The 15,972-nt window shown below is 67.7% G+C and carries 12 protein-coding genes and 1 tRNA gene; 10 read left to right on the top strand and 3 right to left on the bottom strand.

The features are described 5' to 3' along the window. Positions 1–10 precede the first annotated feature (10 nt). The 9 genes from J8847_RS16110 (at position 11) to J8847_RS16070 (ending at position 13,028) form a co-directional block, all read left to right on the top strand. Positions 11–2,203, top strand: a complete 2,193-nt coding sequence (locus J8847_RS16110) for a putative bifunctional diguanylate cyclase/phosphodiesterase (RefSeq protein WP_373888738.1) — start codon at positions 11–13, stop codon at positions 2,201–2,203. A gap of 6 nt (positions 2,204–2,209) precedes the next feature. Then, positions 2,210–3,778: a tetratricopeptide repeat protein gene (locus J8847_RS16105; protein WP_211525728.1), complete on the top strand. Its 1,569-nt coding sequence runs from the start codon at positions 2,210–2,212 to the stop codon at positions 3,776–3,778. A 133-nt stretch (positions 3,779–3,911) separates the two neighbouring features. Then, the gene (locus J8847_RS16100; RefSeq protein ID WP_211525727.1) at positions 3,912–5,147 is read left to right on the top strand and encodes a putative DNA modification/repair radical SAM protein; all 1,236 of its coding nucleotides are present in this window, start codon (positions 3,912–3,914) and stop codon (positions 5,145–5,147) included. After that, the gene (locus J8847_RS16095) at positions 5,144–6,628 is read left to right on the top strand and encodes a UdgX family uracil-DNA binding protein (RefSeq protein WP_211525726.1); all 1,485 of its coding nucleotides are present in this window, start codon (positions 5,144–5,146) and stop codon (positions 6,626–6,628) included. The genes J8847_RS16100 and J8847_RS16095 overlap by 4 nt, the downstream gene beginning before the upstream one ends. Before the next feature lie 289 nt (positions 6,629–6,917). Beyond that, the gene (locus J8847_RS16090; protein WP_211525725.1) at positions 6,918–7,736 is read left to right on the top strand and encodes a TorF family putative porin; all 819 of its coding nucleotides are present in this window, start codon (positions 6,918–6,920) and stop codon (positions 7,734–7,736) included. Positions 7,737–7,753: 17 nt separating this feature from the next. Next, positions 7,754–9,760, top strand: a complete 2,007-nt coding sequence (locus J8847_RS16085) for a methyl-accepting chemotaxis protein (protein WP_229512901.1) — start codon at positions 7,754–7,756, stop codon at positions 9,758–9,760. Positions 9,761–9,777: 17 nt separating this feature from the next. Continuing rightward, positions 9,778–11,778 carry a methyl-accepting chemotaxis protein gene (locus J8847_RS16080; RefSeq protein WP_229512899.1) on the top strand — a complete coding sequence of 667 codons (2,001 nt, stop codon included), beginning with the start codon at positions 9,778–9,780 and terminating at the stop codon, positions 11,776–11,778. Between the two features lie 89 nt (positions 11,779–11,867). Continuing rightward, complete coding sequence (locus J8847_RS16075; protein WP_211525724.1) at positions 11,868–12,866, top strand: TraB/GumN family protein; 999 nt, start codon at positions 11,868–11,870, stop codon at positions 12,864–12,866. An 88-nt stretch (positions 12,867–12,954) separates the two neighbouring features. Beyond that, positions 12,955–13,028: transfer RNA gene (locus tag J8847_RS16070), tRNA-Gly, on the top strand. A 20-nt stretch (positions 13,029–13,048) separates the two neighbouring features. On the opposite strand, the gene J8847_RS16065 is transcribed toward J8847_RS16070, so the two are convergent. Then, positions 13,049–14,092, bottom strand: a complete 1,044-nt coding sequence (locus tag J8847_RS16065) for a hypothetical protein (RefSeq protein WP_211525723.1) — start codon at positions 14,090–14,092, stop codon at positions 13,049–13,051. After that, positions 14,089–14,928, bottom strand: coding sequence for a LytTR family DNA-binding domain-containing protein (locus J8847_RS16060; protein ID WP_211525722.1), 840 nt, complete (start codon positions 14,926–14,928; stop codon positions 14,089–14,091). Before J8847_RS16060 ends, J8847_RS16065 begins: the two co-directional genes overlap by 4 nt. 149 nt (positions 14,929–15,077) lie before the next feature. Between J8847_RS16060 and J8847_RS16055 the strand changes: the two genes are divergently transcribed. Then, positions 15,078–15,569, top strand: coding sequence for an SgcJ/EcaC family oxidoreductase (locus tag J8847_RS16055; RefSeq protein WP_211525721.1), 492 nt, complete (start codon positions 15,078–15,080; stop codon positions 15,567–15,569). Here the strand turns inward: J8847_RS16055 and J8847_RS16050 are convergent. Then, positions 15,566–15,972: hypothetical protein (locus tag J8847_RS16050; protein WP_211525720.1), on the bottom strand; the 407-nt coding region annotated here is incomplete at its 5' end. The genes J8847_RS16055 and J8847_RS16050 overlap by 4 nt on opposite strands.

Below are 15,972 nucleotides of genomic sequence, written 5' to 3'. Positions count from 1 at the left end.
ACCCGCCACCATGCATTCCGGCGAACCCGCTCCAATTTCGGATACCCTGGAGACCGACAGCTTGCCCCGCCTGCTGCTGGTCGACGACGAACCGCGCCTGCTGTCCTCCCTGTACGAGCTGCTGCAGGGACGCGGCTACCGCCTGGTGACGGCGTCCTCGGGCAGCGAAGCGCTGGCTCAGCTGTCGCGCCAGCGCTTCGACCTGGTCCTGCTCGACCTGCGCCTGCCCGATATCGGCGGCCATGACATCATGGACTTCATCAACGAGAAGGGCATCGACGCCCACGTGATCGTGATGAGCGGCGAAGTCGGCATCGACGCGGCGATCGGCGCCCTCAAGCGCGGCGCCTACGACTACCTGCGCAAGCCCTACAGCCGCGAAGAGCTCCTGACCACGGTCGCCAACGCGCTGCAGCAGCGCCGCCTGGCGGCCGACAACGAGCGCATCGCGACCCAGCTCGAGAATTCCGAGAAGATGTACCGCTACCTGGTCGATTCGTCGCCGGACATCATCTACACGCTCAACCACGAAGGCCGCTTCACCTTCGTCAACGACCGCGCCTACCAGCTGCTCGGCTACACCCGCGAAGAGCTGCTCGGCCAGCACTATTCGATCCTGGTGCACGAGGAAGACCTGGAGCGCGCGCGCTACGTGTTCAACGAGCGCCGCGTCGACGAGCGCGCCTCGCGCAACGTCGAGCTGCGCCTGAAGTGCCGCGGCGGCAATGGCCACGACCGCACCTTCAACAACACGCTGATGACGATCTCGCTCAACGCGATCGGCATGCACGTGCCCGACCAGGAAGTGAAGAAGCTCGAGTTCTTCGGCACCTACGGCGTGGCGCGCGACATCACCGACCGCAAGCGCGCGGAAGAGGTCATCTCCTACCAGGCCTACCACGACATCCTGACCGACCTGCCGAACCGCATCCTGTTCAAGGACCGCCTCGGCCTGGCCGTGATCCAGGCCAAGCGCAAGCAGACCGAGCTCGCGGTGATGTTCATCGACCTGGACCGCTTCAAGCTGGTCAACGACACCCTCGGCCACGTCAAGGGCGACGAGCTGCTGCAGCAGGCCGCGCGCCGCCTCAAGGGCTGCCTGCGCAAGGGCGACACCCTGGCGCGCCAGGGCGGCGACGAATTCACCATCGTGCTGCCGGAACTGCGCGACCGGGACGACGCCCGCGTCATCGCCGACAAGTTCCTGGAAACCCTGCAGGAGCCCTTCGACCTGGACGGCCACGAAGTGCACATCTCGGCCTCGATCGGCATCGCGATCTACCCGAGCGACGGCGAATCGATCGACGAGCTGCTGCGCCACGCCGACATCGCGATGTACCAGGTCAAGGCGCTGGGCAAGAACGGCCACAGCTTCTACCACACCTCGATGCTGGACGTGTCGCACCAGAAGATCGCGCTGGAGCAGGCGCTGCGCCGCGCGCTGGAGCAGGACGAGCTGGAGATGTACTACCAGCCGCAGATCGACGCCATCACCTCCCGCATCGTCGGCGCCGAGGCGCTGATGCGCTGGAACCACCCGACCCGCGGCCTGCTGTCGGCCGGCGAGTTCCTGCCTTTCGCCGAAGAGAACGGCCTGATGCTGCCGATCTCGGACTGGATGATCGGCGCCCTGTGCCGCGACATGCTGCAGTGGAAGGCGGTCGGCGGCGGCAACGTGCGCCTGTCGCTCAACCTGTCCCCGCAATACCTGGACCGCGGCGACTTCTTCGAGAAGATGCGCGGCGCCCTGGTGCGCTACGGGATCGCCCCGGGCCAGATCGAAGTCGAGATCACCGAGAACATCTGCATCCGTAACCCGCAATACGCGATCGAGCAGCTCAACAAGCTGTGCCAGCTGGGCGTGTCGGTCGCGATCGACGACTTCGGTACCGGCTATTCGTCGCTGTCCTACCTGCACCGCTTCCCGATCCACACCGTCAAGATCGACCAGTCCTTCGTGAAGGAGATCCACGAGGAGAACGGGCACTACCCGGTCATCCTGGCGATCATCTCGATCGCGCGCGGCCTGGGCCTGAACCTGATCGCCGAAGGCGTGGAAACCGAGGAACAGGCGCGCTACCTGCGCTCCAACGGCTGCCTCACCATGCAGGGCTACCTCTACTACCGTCCGATTCCGCTGCAGGACTTCATCGGCGCGCTGCGTGCGCAGTCCGCTCCGAATTTGCGCGCTGTCCAGGCGTAAGCAGCCATGCTCGATAGTCCCAGTCATCCCAGCGACGCGCAGGAGCGCCATACGGCCGAATTCCTGCGCGTGAAGGGCTTGGCCGAGCGCGGCGTGACCCAGGCCCAGCACACGCTGGGCTTCATGTACGTCAACGGCCAGGGCGTGCCGCGCAACTACGAGCTGGCGGTGGCCTGGTACCGCATGGCGGCGTCCGCGGGCCTGGAGCAGGCCCAGTACAACCTCGGCGTGATGTACCAGAAGGGCCAGGGCGTGGAGCACGACTTCGGCCAGGCCGCCTACTGGTACCGCCGTGCGGCCGAGCAGGGCTATGCGCCGGCGCAGTACAACCTGGGCTGGCTGTATGCGAAAGGGCAGGGCGTGCCGAACGACGTGCAGCAGGCGCTGCACTGGTTCAGCCAGGCCGCCGAGCAGGGCGAGCCGGGCGCGCAGCACAACCTGGGCATGATGTACGAGACCGGCAAGGGCGTGCCGCAAGACCTGGACGCCGCCCTCGACTGGTACCGGCGCGCCGCCGAACAAGGCTATGCGCGCTCGCAGTTCAGCCTGGCGCTGCGCGCGGATACCGGCCAGGGCATGCCGCGCGACACCTTCGCGGCGCTGGACTGGCTGCGCAAGGCTGCCGACCAGGGCTACGCGCCGGCCCAGTTCAACCTCGGCCTGCGCTACGACAAGGGCCAGGACCTGCCGCAGGACAGCGAGCAAGCGATCCTGTGGTACGGCCGCGCGGGCGAGCAGGGCCACGCCAGTTCGCAGTTCAACCTGGCCCTGATCTACGACAGCGGCCACGGCGTGCCGCGCAACGAGCAGCTGGCCCTGGGCTGGTATCTGCGCGCGGCCGAGCAGGGCCATGCGGGCGCCCAGGACAACCTCGGCATGCGCTACGAGCACGGCCAGGGCGTGGAGCGCGATCCGGCCCAGGCGCTGCACTGGTACCGCCAGGCGGCGGAGCAGGGCCTGCCTTCGGCCCAGTATCACCTTGGACAGCTGTACGACAGCGGCAACGGCATTGCGCAGGACGTGGAGCAGGCGGCCGCGTGGTACCGCAAGGCGGCCGAGCAAGGCCATTTGCGCGCCCAGTTCGACCTCGGCCTGCGCTACGAGGGCGGGGTCGGCGTGCCGCAGGACAGCGCGCAGGCGCTGGCCTGGTACCGGCGCGCCGCCGCGCAGGATTACGCGCCGGCGCAGTACATGGTCGGCGCCCTGCTCGACCGGATGGAGGACAGCGATCCGCGCGAGGCGGCCGACTGGTTCCACAAGGCGGCCGACCAGGGGCATTCGCTGGCCCAGTTCGAGCTGGGGCTGCACTACGACTGCGGCAAGGGCGTGGAGCGCGACTACGAGGCGGCGCATTTCTGGTACCTGTGCGCGGCGCGCCAGGGGCATGCGCGCGCGCAGTACAACCTGGGCGTGATGTACGCGGCGGGGCAGGGGGCGCAACGCGACCTGGTGGAGGCGTATGCCTGGCTGCACCGGGCGGGGAGCGCGGGCGTGGCGCTGGCGGCGAGTTACCTCAAGAAGATTGCGGGGCGCATGGAGCCGCAGTTGCTGGCGCAGGCGCAGCGCTTGGTTTGATACCTTGGTGGTTTGCATGCGCCCACGCAACCCCTTTGATGTCCCGCATTTGAACCACTAAAACCCCCCCCACCCCAGCCGAACACCACCCCCACCGCGTTATACTGTATGCCCATACAGTCAAGCCAGCGCGATGGAACTCACCGACAAGCTCGAAATCCTGGCCGACGCCGCCAAATACGACGCTTCCTGCGCCAGCAGCGGCGCGCCCAAGCGCGGCTCGGAAGGCAAGGACGGCCTGGGCGCCACCACCGGCATGGGCATTTGCCACAGCTACACGCCCGACGGCCGCTGCGTCTCCCTGCTCAAGATCCTGCTGACGAACTTCTGCATCTACGACTGCCAGTACTGCATCAACCGCCGCAGCTCCAACGTGCCGCGCGCTCGTTTCGCAGTCGAGGAAGTGGTCAAGCTGACCCAGGATTTTTACCTGCGTAACTATATCGACGGCCTGTTCCTGAGCTCGGGCATCATCCGCTCGGCCGACTACACGATGGAACAGCTGGTCGCCGTCGCGCGCCAGCTGCGCGAGGTGCACCAGTTCCGCGGCTACATTCACCTCAAGACCATTCCCGACGCCGACCCCGCCCTGATCGAGGAAGCGGGCCGCTGGGCCGACCGCCTGTCGGTGAACATCGAGCTGCCCACCCACGACAGCGTGACCCGCCTGGCGCCGGAAAAGAACGTGCACACGATCAAGCTGGCGATGGGCTCGATCCGCCGCAAGCTCGACGAAAAGGCCGAGGAACCGAAGGCGCCGAACTTCGCTCCGGCCGGCCAGAGCACGCAAATGATCGTGGGCGCCGACGCCAGCGACGACCACACCATCCTCAACACGGCGCAAACGCTCTACGGCAGCTACAAGCTCAAGCGGGTCTATTACTCGGCCTTCAGCCCCATCCCGCAAAGCCCGAAAAGCGTGCCGGCCGCGCCGCCGCCGCTGCTGCGCGAGCACCGCCTCTACCAGGCCGACTTCCTGCTGCGCGGCTACGGCTTCACCGCCGGCGAACTGATGCCGGCCAGCGGCAACCTGGCCCTCGACATCGATCCCAAGCTGGCCTGGGCGCTGTCCAACCGCGAGCATTTCCCGATGGACCTGAACCGCGCCGACGCCAGCATGATCGCGCGCGTGCCCGGCATCGGCTTGCGCAACGCCAAGCGCCTGGTCGACCTGCGCCGCCTGCGCCGCATCCGCTGGGAAGACCTGTCGCGCCTGCGCTGCAGCCTCAAGAAGCTGGCGCCTTTTGTCGTCACGGCCGACTACAAGCCGGCGCAAGGGGCGGCGGAGTCCAGCATCCTGCGGCGTCACCTGGCCGACCACCAGCCGGCGCAGCAGATGAATCTCTGGCCGGAGTTGCAGGCGGCATGAACGATCCGAGCGCCACCCACGCGGTACTGCAGGGGCGCTCCCTGCAGGTGGCGAGCTTCGCCGAATGGCGCGAGGCGGCGCGCGAACTGCTGCGGGCGGGCGTGCCGCCGGAAGCGGTCACCTGGGGCTCGCCGGGCGACGATCTGTTCTCGGGTGCGCCAGCGCCCGGAACGCCCCCGCATAATGCGGCTATCCAGTTACAGGAACCGAAACCGGCACCGCACTTGCCGCGCTCGCTGCTGGAGATGCTGCAGACCGCCGCCTGCTATCGCGAGCCTGAGCGCTGGGCTTTCCTTTACCGGGTGCTGTGGCGCTGGCAGCAGGGCGAGCACGACGTGCAGTCGCCCGCCGACCCGGACGGCGCGCGCCTGCACGCCATGGTCAAGGCGGTGCGCCGCGAGGAGCACGACATGCACGCCTACATCCGATTCCGCGAGCGTCCCATCGAGACCGGCGCCCCGCGTTTCGTGGCCTGGTTCGAACCGCGCCACGACGTGCTGCCCCAGGTCGCCGAACATTTCGTCAGCCGCATGGGCAAGGTGAGCTGGATGATCGCGACCCCGGACGCCAGCGTGCTGTGGGACGGCCACACGCTGCACAACTGCGGCCCCCTGATGTCCAGCGCCGCCGACCTCGACGACAGCGGCGAAGCGCTCTGGCTCACCTACTACCGCAGCATCTTCAATCCGGCGCGCCTGAATACCTCGGTCATGCAGAGCCACATCCCCTCGCGCTTCTGGAAGAACCTGCCCGAAGGCGCCCTGGTGCCCTCCCTGGTGAGCCAGGCCGGCCTGGGCGCGCGCCGCATCGGCCAGGTGCAGGCGGTGGGACGGCGCAGCGGCGCCACCATCCCGATCGCGCCCGAGGACGCCCAGCCCGAGCGCCAGCAGCCGTCCAAGCTGGACGAATGCCGCCGCTGCGAGCTGTGGCAGCACGCGACGCAAGCGGTTGGCGGGGCAGGTCCGAAGCGCGCCAAGATCATGATCGTGGGTGAACAGCCGGGCGACCAGGAAGACCTGGCCGGCGCGCCCTTCGTGGGACCGGCCGGCAAGCTGCTCGACCGGGTGTTCGAGCAGGCCGGGCTGGACCGCCAGACGGTCTACCTCACCAATGCAGTCAAGCATTTCAAGTGGGAGCCGCGCGGCAAGCGCCGCCTGCACAAGACCCCGGTGCAGCGCGAGATCGAGGCCTGCCACTACTGGCTGGAGAAGGAACTGGCGGCCTGCAAACCCAAGGTCATCGTGGCCATGGGCGCCACCGCCCTCAAATCGGTCATGCAGTCGGGGAAGGTCACGCTCGGGGACAAGCTGGGCCGGCCGGTGCGCCATGGCGACAGCTGGGTCGTCACCATCTACCACCCCTCCTACGTGCTGCGCGTGCCCGACGAAGCATCCAAGCAGGAAGCCTTTTCCGTCATGGTCAAGGGCTTGCGCTTGGCCCAGGAATTATTGGAGCGTCCTGACGTCCCGGAATCCCCTTAGCACGCTTCTGCCACAACCCGCTGGAACCACAGCACGACCGTTCTGCTTTGAAAGCACGACCGTTCTGCTGTAACTGCCCTTATTTGCAGGCTATTAACGCTTTTGCTCAGCTGTTGCGCCAATGACGCAAGCTCATCAAAAAGTAGTTAGCGTTATGTCTAAATTCTCTCGAAAACTCTCGTCAGGGTCATAGAATTTCCGTACGGCACTAATTATTCAAGGTGCTATGGCCTGTACATACGGCCGCACCATGCCGCCACATGCCGTACAACGACCTGACGAGACCACGATGAATACCCCCTTCCTCCGCCTGCTGCCGGCCTTGACCTTGACCCTGATCGCCATCCCGGCGGTCCACGCCGACGACGCCGTTCCCACGGTTCCAGCCGCCGCGGCAGCAAGCACCGACAGCGCACTGCCGGTCACCGCCACCGTGACCGTCGCCTCGCAATACGTCTCGCGCGGCGTCCGCCAGACCTGGGGCCGTCCCGCCCTGCAAGTCGGCGTCGATTACGTGCGCCCGGACGGCTGGTCGGCCGGCACCTGGGCCTCGACCATCAGCGACCGCTTCGTCGAGGGCGGCAAGGCCGAATGGGACCTGTACGGCGGCTACAGCGGCACCGCCGGCCCGCTCGGCTACAGCGTGATGGCCTACTACTACCTGTATCCGGGCGCCGCCATCAGCGCCACCAATACCAAATTCAACTACGGCGAACTGTCGCTCGGCGTCACCTGGAAGTCCTTCTACGCCAAGTACAACCGCACCATGACCCGCGATTTCTTCGGCATCGTCGACGCGCGCGGCACCGGCTACCTGGACGTGGGCATGAACCACGACCTGGGCGGCGGCTATGTGCTGAACCTGCATGCGGGCGACGGCCGCGTGGCCGGCGCGGGTAACGACTACTGGAACTGGCGCGACGCCAAGGCCGGCGTGACCCGCAGCTTCGACGGCGGCTGGACCGTTGCCGCCGCCTGGACCCGCGCCTGGGGCAAGACCGACGCCTACGACCGCTACACCACCGGCGTGCCGCGCGCCGACGGCCAGCTGGCCATCGCGAATCCGGCCAAGAGCACTTTCACCCTGAGCGTGGCCAAAACCTTCTGACCTGAGGAGCGTCCATCATGAACGAATCGAAGAAGACGCGCGGCGGCCGCATGTCGCTTTCCCTGACCGCCAGGATCTGCGCCACCGCCACCGCGCTGGTGGTGCTCAGCCTGGGCATCACTTCGGCCTTCATCGGCGTCAAGAGCAGCCGCAGCGCCGAACAGTCGGCGATGGACCTGGCGCGCACCTCCAGCCGCGAAGCCGCAGCGGCGCTGCAGAGCCGGATCGGCGCCAACCTGGCCATTCCCGCCACCATGGGCGCGACGATGCGCGCAACCCTGGCCACCGGCGAGCCGCTGGCGCGCACCCAGGTCGCCGAGATGACCAAGGCCGCGCTGCTGAGCTCCGAGGATCTGTTCGGCACCGCCGTGACCATGGAGGCCAATGCGCTGGACGGCAAGGACCAGGAGTTCGCCGGCCAGAAGCCCATGTATGACGACAGCGGCCGCTACATGCCTTACTTCACGCGCAACGGCGCGGGCGGCGTGAATGTCGAGCCGATCATCTTCCCCACCACGCCCGGCGCCAACGACTGGTACGACGTGCCGAAGGCGACCAAGCGCGTCTTCTTCACCGAGCCATATTCGTATCCGGTCAACGGCAAGGACGTGCTGATGGCGTCGATGGTCGTGCCGATCCTCGTCGACGGCCAGTTCAAGGGCACCGCGAGCGCCGACTTCAACGTCACCCAGCTCGGCGCCATCCTGGCCGAGATGAAGGTGGTGGAGGGGGGCTCGCTGGCGCTGGTCACGAACGGCGGCATGTACGCCAGCCACAAGGACCTGGCCCGCGCCGGCAAAAAGGCCGAGGACTTGCCGGCCGCCGCGCTCGACGCGGTCCGCGCCGGCAAGCCCTACGAATACGTGGACGACAAGGGCATGGTGCGCCTGCTGCAGCCGCTGCGCATCCATCCGGACATCGCGCCATGGGCGATCTCGCTGAGCTTCCCGCAAAGCGTGGCCACCGCCTCGGCGCGCGAGCTGACCGGCTTCGCGCTGCTGGTGTCGGTGGTGTGCGCGGTCGCCGCGGCCATCGTCATGTGCATGGTGCTGCGCCGCCTGACCCAGCCGCTGCGCGTACTGGGCAAGACCATGACCGGCCTGGCAAGCGGCAACGCCGACCTGGGCGCCCGCCTGGAGGTGCGCGGCAAGGATGAACTGGCGACCATCGCGGCCGGCTTCAACGGCTTCGTGGCCAAGATCGAATCGGTGCTGACGCGCGTGCGCACCAGCTCCGACAGCGTGGCCATGGCCGCGCACGAGATCAGCCAGGGCAACAACGACCTGTCGTCGCGCACCGAAGAACAGGCCAGCGCGCTGGAAGAAACCGCGGCCTCGATGGAAGAGTTGACCAGCACCGTGCGCCAGAACGCCGACAACGCCCAGCAGGCCAACCAGCTGGCGCTGTCCGCCTCCGAGACCGCCGCCCGTGGCGGCGAGGTGGTGGCGCGCGTGGTCGAGACCATGGCCTCGATCAGCGAATCGTCCAAGAAGGTGGTGGACATCATCAGCGTCATCGACGGCATCGCCTTCCAGACCAACATCCTGGCGCTGAATGCGGCGGTTGAAGCGGCGCGTGCGGGCGAGCAGGGCCGCGGCTTCGCGGTCGTGGCGTCCGAAGTGCGCAACCTGGCCCAGCGCTCGGCCAGCGCGGCCAAGGAAATCAAGGCCCTGATCGGCAATTCGGTCGACAAGGTCGACACCGGCTCCATGCTGGTGGCCGAAGCCGGCAAGACGATGGACGACGTGGTGGGCAGCGTGCGCCGCGTGAGCGACATCGTGGCCGAGATCAGCGCCGCCAGCACCGAGCAGAGCGCCGGCATCGCCCAGGTCAACCAGGCGATCGGCCAGATGGATGGCGTGACCCAGCAGAACGCGGCCCTGGTCGAGGAAGCCGCAGCGGCGGCCGAAAGCCTGCAGCAGCAGTCGGACCTGCTGGTGTCGCTGGTGGGCGAATTCAAGCTGCAGGGCCAGCCCGCCGCCGCACGCCTGGCCAAGGAACCTTCTCATTTGATGCTCGGTTGAGCTAAAACGGACTTACCATGAATCAGACCATGCAGGCGCGCCCGGCGCGCCGTTTTTCGCTTTCCCTGAGCGCCAGGATCTGCGCCACCGCCACTGCGCTGGTGGTGCTCAGCCTGGGCATCACCTCGAGCTTCATCGGCGTCAAGAGTAGCCAGAGCGCGGAAGACGAAGCGATTGCCCACGCTCGCACGCTCACACGTGAAGCCACCGCCATGCTGCAGGGCCGCCTGGCGCAGAACCTGTCCAATCTCGGCGCCATCGCCGGCGCGCTGGAAGCCACGGGAGGCGCCCAGCATGCGCTGACGCGTGCGCAGATCAACGAGATCATCCAGAGGCACATCGGCCGTGCCGAAGACCTGGTCGGCAGCTCGGCCACCTTCGAACCGAACGCGCTGGACGGCAAGGACGCCGAGTTCGCGGGCCAGAAGCCGCACTACGACGACAGTGGCCGCTACATGCCGTATTTCTCGCGCGGCGCCGACGGCAAGGTCAATATCGAACCGATCGTGTTCGGCAGCGACGCGGCCATGAACGCCTGGTACGATGTCCCGAAGTCGACCGGCAAGACGTACTTCTCGGAACCCTACGTGTACCCGGTCAATGGCAAGGACGAGCTGATCGCGTCGCTGGTGGCGCCGATCATGGTGGGCGGCAAATTCCAGGGCGCCGTGACCGGCGACTTCATGCTCACCAAGCTCGGTGCCATGCTGGCCGAAATGAAGGTGATCGACGGCGGCAGCTTGGCCCTGGTCTCGAACGGCGGCTTGTACGCCAGCCACAAGGACCATGCACGCAACGGCAAGAAGGCCGAGGACCTGCCTGCTGCGGCGCTGGATGCGGTCCGCCAGGGCACGCCTTACCAGTACCTCGACGACCAGGACGTGATGCACCTGCTGCATCCGCTGCGCATCCATCCCGACATCGCACCATGGGCGATCTCGCTGTCCTTCCCACGCAGCGTCGCCACCGCTTCGGCGCGCGAGCTGGTCGGCTATAACCTGCTGGTGTCGGTGGCTTGCGCCATCGCCGCGACCTTCGTCATGATCCTGGTGCTGCGCACCCTGACCCGTCCGCTGCGCGTGCTGGGCCAGACCATGACCGGTTTGGCCAGCGGCAACGCCAACCTGAGCGCCCGCCTCGACGTGCGCGGCAACGACGAGCTGGCCCTGATCGCCAGCGGCTTCAACGGCTTCGTGGCCAAGATCGAGAACGTGCTGCGGCGCGTGCGCGTGAGCTCGGAGAGCGTGTCCACCGCCGCCGGCGAAATCCGCCAGGGCAACAGCGATCTCTCCGGCCGCACCGAGCAGCAGGCCAGCGCGCTGGAAGAAACCGCGGCCTCGATGGAGGAACTGACCAGCACCGTGCGCCAGAACGCCGACAACGCCCATCAGGCCAACCAGCTGGCGCTGTCCGCCTCCGACACCGCCACCCGCGGCGGCGAGGTGGTGGCGCGCGTGGTCGAGACCATGTGCTCGATCAGCGACTCCTCGAAGAAGGTGGTGGACATCATCAGCGTCATCGACGGCATCGCCTTCCAGACCAATATCCTGGCGCTGAATGCGGCCGTGGAAGCGGCGCGTGCCGGCGAGCAGGGCCGCGGCTTCGCGGTCGTGGCGACCGAGGTGCGCAACCTGGCCCAGCGCAGCGCGGCCGCGGCCAAGGAGATCAAGGCCCTGATCGGCGACTCGGTCGACAAGGTCGGCGTCGGCAGCGCGCTGGTGGCCGAAGCCGGCCAGACCATGGACGACGTGGTGGCAAGCGTGCGCCGCGTCAGCGACATCGTGGCCGAGATCAGCGCCGCCAGCACCGAGCAGAGCGCCGGCATCGGCCAGGTCAACCAGGCCATCGGCCAGATGGATGGCGTGACCCAGCAGAACGCGGCCCTGGTCGAGGAAGCCGCCGCGGCGGCCGAAAGCCTGCAGCAGCAGTCGGCCACCCTGGTGGCCCTGGTGGCCGAGTTCCGCATGGATGGCCAGGCGGCCCTGGAGAAGGACAGCGCGCCGCTTATGCTGAACTAATGGAGTTGCAACATCCTGTTACTGCTTGATGGTGACCGCCGCAAACGCGGTAAGCTTGGTCAAACATTAACAACAACAGGATGTCCTTCATGAGCAAATTCGCTATTCCGGCGCTGTGCCTGTGTCTTTGGTCGGCGCCATCCTTCAGCCAGCCGCAGGAACCCGCCCCCGCGCTCGAGGCCGCGCCGGAGCAGATCCATGTCGTGGCCCAGCGCCCCGGACCAGGCATGTGGAAGGTGTCCAAGGGCGACCACGTGCTGTGGGTGTTCGGCACCTATGCGCCGCTGCCCAAGAACATGGAATGGCGCGCGCACGAGGTCGAGGCCGCGATCGCCGGCTCGCAGGAATACCTGGCGCCGATGGGCGCCAAGGCCGAAGCGGGCTTCTTCAAGGGCATTACCTTGCTGCCCCACCTGATCGGGGTGCGCAAGAACCCCGACGGCGCCAGCTTGCGCGACCTGCTGCCGCCGGAACAATATGCACGCTGGACCGGACTCAAGGCCAAGTACATGCCGGACAACGAGGATGCGGAGCGCGAGCGTCCGATCTTCGCGGCCGAAGCCTTGATACGCGTCGCGCGCCAGCAGGCGGGCCTGGTCGGCGACGACGCCGTGCGCAAGCGCGTGCAGGAGCTGGTCAAGAACGGCAAGCTCACCTACACGTCCTCCACCGTCGACCTGCCGATGGACAATGCGCGCACCATGCTGAAGAACTTCAAGAAGACCTCGCTCAACGACGTCGCCTGCCTGTCGACGACGATGGCCGCGCTCGAGACGGACATCGCGGAAGCGAGCGCGCGCGCCAACGCCTGGGCCAGGGGTAACATCGACGAGATCCGCAAGCTGGACTTCGCCGAGCGCGAGGAAGCTTGCTTCAACAATGTGTTCAGCAGCGCCGCGTTCGACGCCGACCCGGCCTTCAAGAACATGCGCATCCTGATGCGCCAGAAGTGGCTGGCCAACGCCGAGAAGGCGCTGGCGCAGAACGCCTCGACCTTCGCCCTGCTGCAGATCAAGGACATCATCGATCCGAACGGCGTCATCGCGGCGCTGGCGGCCAAGGGGTATACGGTCGAACAACCGCAATGAGCTGCGCTCCGGCCCGCTTGATCCAGGCGGGCCGGCCAAGCTTGAAGGTTTGGCAAATCCCGCCAAACGCGCGTAGAATGCAGGCAACGCGGGTGTAGCTCAATGGTAGAGCAGGAGCTTCCCAAGCTTAAGACGAGGGTTCGATTCCCTTCACCCGCTCCATCCCCATTGGCTGAACTCTCCTAATCCTTCCCCCCGGTATCGACCGGCCTGGGCGCCGCCGCCTCGACCGGTTTGCTGAGCGTGAACGGATTCTCCAGGTAGCGCATGCGCCACTCCGGCTGCTCGCGGTCCAGCAGCATCGCCAGTCCCGCGCCCATGCCATAGACCGCCACGCGCTGGCGCTTGGCCAGCTGCACATCCTTCAGTTCGCGCAGCATGCCGGCGCGCAGGCTGGCCGCCTGCTTGCCGTAGGGCGTGAAGTCGGGCAGGGCGGCGAACTGCGCGCCGGGTTCGTAGTCCGAGGCGGCCAGCTCGGCCACGCGCAGCTCCGTATAGCGGGCCACGCCTTCCTGCCAGAGCTGGAAGTCGAGGTAGCGGAATTCGTCCGCGCTGACCAGCGTGGCCAGGCGGGTCTGCGCGGCGGCGACCGTCTCAAGGCCGCCCTCGCTGGACTCCAGCGCCCGCGCCAGGGAGAGCGAGAGCTTGCGGAACTGGACGGCCACCGCCGGCTTGGCGTAGGGGAAGGGGTAGTTGAGCATCCACATCCCCGTCTTGTCGCCGCGCGACAGGCCCAGGTTGGCGACGCTGTCGAAGTAGCCCGGCGCGCCGGACTGCCACTGGTGGAAATGCTCGTGCAGCAGGGTGATTACCCAGGCGGTCGAGCGCGGCCTTTCGGTTTTCTCGGCCTGCCCGATCACGACGGTGGGCATGCCGCTGACGGCCGGGAAGGTCGCCATCAGGCTGGGCGGGAAGACGCGCTTGCGCACCAGCACCTCCTGGCCGAGCAGTTCGTCGCGGCCGAGGCGGCGGAAGCTGTTGTCGGGGGCCGGGTGGCCGACCAGGAATTCCCAGTCCTGCGTGACCAGCAGCACGGGGAAGGGCGTGCGGCTCCAGCCGGGCCAGAGGCGCTCGCCGATCCAGGCTTTGAGGCGGAAGGCTTCGGCGAGCCGGATGCGGTCGGCCTGGGACATCGCGGGTTCCGCCCGCGCCTGCTGCGCCTGGGCGGCCGGGTGCATGGCGAAGCAGCAGAACACGACCAGCATCAGGCGCAGCACGTGGCTCATACAGACCTTTCGACGGAATGGGGGTGGGTGGATCCGGGCGCCGGCCATCCGGCCGCCCGTACCGCCGCGAGATAGGTGCGGCTGACCGGCACCTCAAGGCCATTGCACAATACCAGCACCGTGCGCGCGCCGTCGCGCCGCAGTGCGCGCACCGCGTTGTGGGCCACCCACCAGCTGCGGTGCACCTGCAGGCCGGCGCCCGGCCCCAGCTCGCCCAGCGCATCCGACAGGCGCATCAGGATCAGGTCCGAACCGAGCGGCGTGAGCACGCGCAGGTAATGGTCTTCCGCGCCCAGGGCGAGCAGCTCGCCGCCGAGGTGGGCAGGAATCCTCTTGGCGAACGCGTTTGCCGGCGCCGGCGCCGGCGTATCCAGGATAGGCGCAGCCTGCACTTCCGGCCTGCGCTTCCTCAAGAGCAGCGTCTCGGCCGGCGGCCGGAAGCGGGTCAGGATCAGCAGCATCGCAAGCTGGATCACGGCCACGCTGCCATAGACACGCGGGAACACGGACAGCGGGACCGGATGCGACAGCCGGACCAGCGATTCGACCCAGGCCACCACGAAGGAGGTCGGCAGGGCCGAGGCGAGGGTGATCCAGGCGAGCGACCACGGTGTCGCCAGGCGCGGCGCGAAGGCCGCGATGGCGTGCGCGGCGACCAGGATGTTGAGGTAGCCGACCAGCACCAGGCCGACCCAGTAGGCATAGCGCATACCCACCGTCAGGTCGGCATAGGTGCCGAAGGGCCCCAGCGCGGCGAAGAACAGCCCCAGGGCGAGCGCGGTCGCCAGCTGCGCGGCCAGCGGAGGGAGATGCAGTTCACGATTCGTGAATGACATGCCGGGGCGTTGACGAATTGCTGCGGTTGATTGGCGAAACACGGCTTGGAACAGGCCAGGGCGGTTCCGTAGAGTGGCCATTCTAACCACAACGGGACGGTGCTGATAGTGCCGGGTTGTGGCCCCTCATACAACGTGAAGGAAATCTGATGAAACGCCGTTTTGCCCTGCTGCCGCTGCTCGCCGCCCTGCTGTGCGCCGCCCTGCCTGTCCACGCCGAACCCGGCGCCGCGCCTTCCCCGCAACTTGCCCAGACCCTGCAGGCGCTGGCGGACAAGGCCGACGCCACCTGGAACCGGCGCGACGCCGCCGCCATGGCCGCGATGTATGCACGCGATGCGACATCGACCATCGGCAGCAGCATCCGCCTGAAGGGACGCGACGAAGTCCTGGCCTACTTTACGAACTCCTTCGGCAAGCTGCCGGCCGGGATGACCCACCGCACCGTGGTCAAGCGCATCGAGCCGGTCGGCGACATGTTCGCCACCGACAGCGCCGTCTTCATCGAAGTGCCCGACGGGGCGGGCGGCAAGCGCGTGGCGCGCGAATTCTTCACCTTCGGCCTGGTGCGTCCCAAGGGAGCGGACTGGGAATTCGTCGCCGTGCGCGCCACGCCGCTCGCGCCGCCGGCGGCGAACTAGGGCAGCCGCCCGCGCACCAGCCACACGCGGCTGCCCTTGCCGGGGACGAGGTTGCTGTTGACGAAGGCGAGGCCGCCATCGGGCGCGACGGCGAGCTTCTTGCCGAGCAGCCCCTGGTAGCTGCCGTTGCCGCCTTGCGCGGGCGCGCTGCCGGGAACCGGCTGCGGCGCCCCGAAGCTGGCGCCGCCGTCCCGCGAGACCGCGAACGCCAGGCCGCTGGGACGCCCGCCGCCTTGCGGGAACACTTCCCACGCCACCACCAGCTTCCCCTTCGCATCCATCGCCAGGGCCGGATAGCCGGCCCCAGGTGCCGAGACGGCGCGCGGCGGCCCGAAGGCCTTGCCGTCCGGGGCGAGGCGCGCGGCCATCACCTGCGCAGGGCCGCGCCTGCGGTCCGGCTGCC

This window comes from Massilia sp. AB1, assembly GCF_018119385.1.
Taxonomy (GTDB): Bacteria; Pseudomonadota; Gammaproteobacteria; order Burkholderiales; family Burkholderiaceae_D; genus Telluria.
This window is presented reverse-complemented; position numbering and strand designations above follow the sequence as displayed.

Excerpts from the sequence above, each read along its gene's own strand:
- J8847_RS16090 (WP_211525725.1), top strand. The coding sequence starts at position 6,918 with ATGAATACCCCCTTCCTCCGCCTGCTGCCGGCCTTGACCTTGACCCTG.
- J8847_RS16060 (WP_211525722.1), bottom strand. The coding sequence starts at position 14,928 with ATGTCATTCACGAATCGTGAACTGCATCTCCCTCCGCTGGCCGCGCAG.
- J8847_RS16095 (WP_211525726.1), top strand. The coding sequence starts at position 5,144 with ATGAACGATCCGAGCGCCACCCACGCGGTACTGCAGGGGCGCTCCCTG.
- J8847_RS16100 (WP_211525727.1), top strand. The coding sequence starts at position 3,912 with ATGGAACTCACCGACAAGCTCGAAATCCTGGCCGACGCCGCCAAATAC.
- J8847_RS16065 (WP_211525723.1), bottom strand. The coding sequence starts at position 14,092 with ATGAGCCACGTGCTGCGCCTGATGCTGGTCGTGTTCTGCTGCTTCGCC.
- J8847_RS16080 (WP_229512899.1), top strand. The coding sequence starts at position 9,778 with ATGAATCAGACCATGCAGGCGCGCCCGGCGCGCCGTTTTTCGCTTTCC.
- J8847_RS16055 (WP_211525721.1), top strand. The coding sequence starts at position 15,078 with ATGAAACGCCGTTTTGCCCTGCTGCCGCTGCTCGCCGCCCTGCTGTGC.
- J8847_RS16110 (WP_373888738.1), top strand. The coding sequence starts at position 11 with ATGCATTCCGGCGAACCCGCTCCAATTTCGGATACCCTGGAGACCGAC.
- J8847_RS16085 (WP_229512901.1), top strand. The coding sequence starts at position 7,754 with ATGAACGAATCGAAGAAGACGCGCGGCGGCCGCATGTCGCTTTCCCTG.
- J8847_RS16105 (WP_211525728.1), top strand. The coding sequence starts at position 2,210 with ATGCTCGATAGTCCCAGTCATCCCAGCGACGCGCAGGAGCGCCATACG.
- J8847_RS16075 (WP_211525724.1), top strand. The coding sequence starts at position 11,868 with ATGAGCAAATTCGCTATTCCGGCGCTGTGCCTGTGTCTTTGGTCGGCG.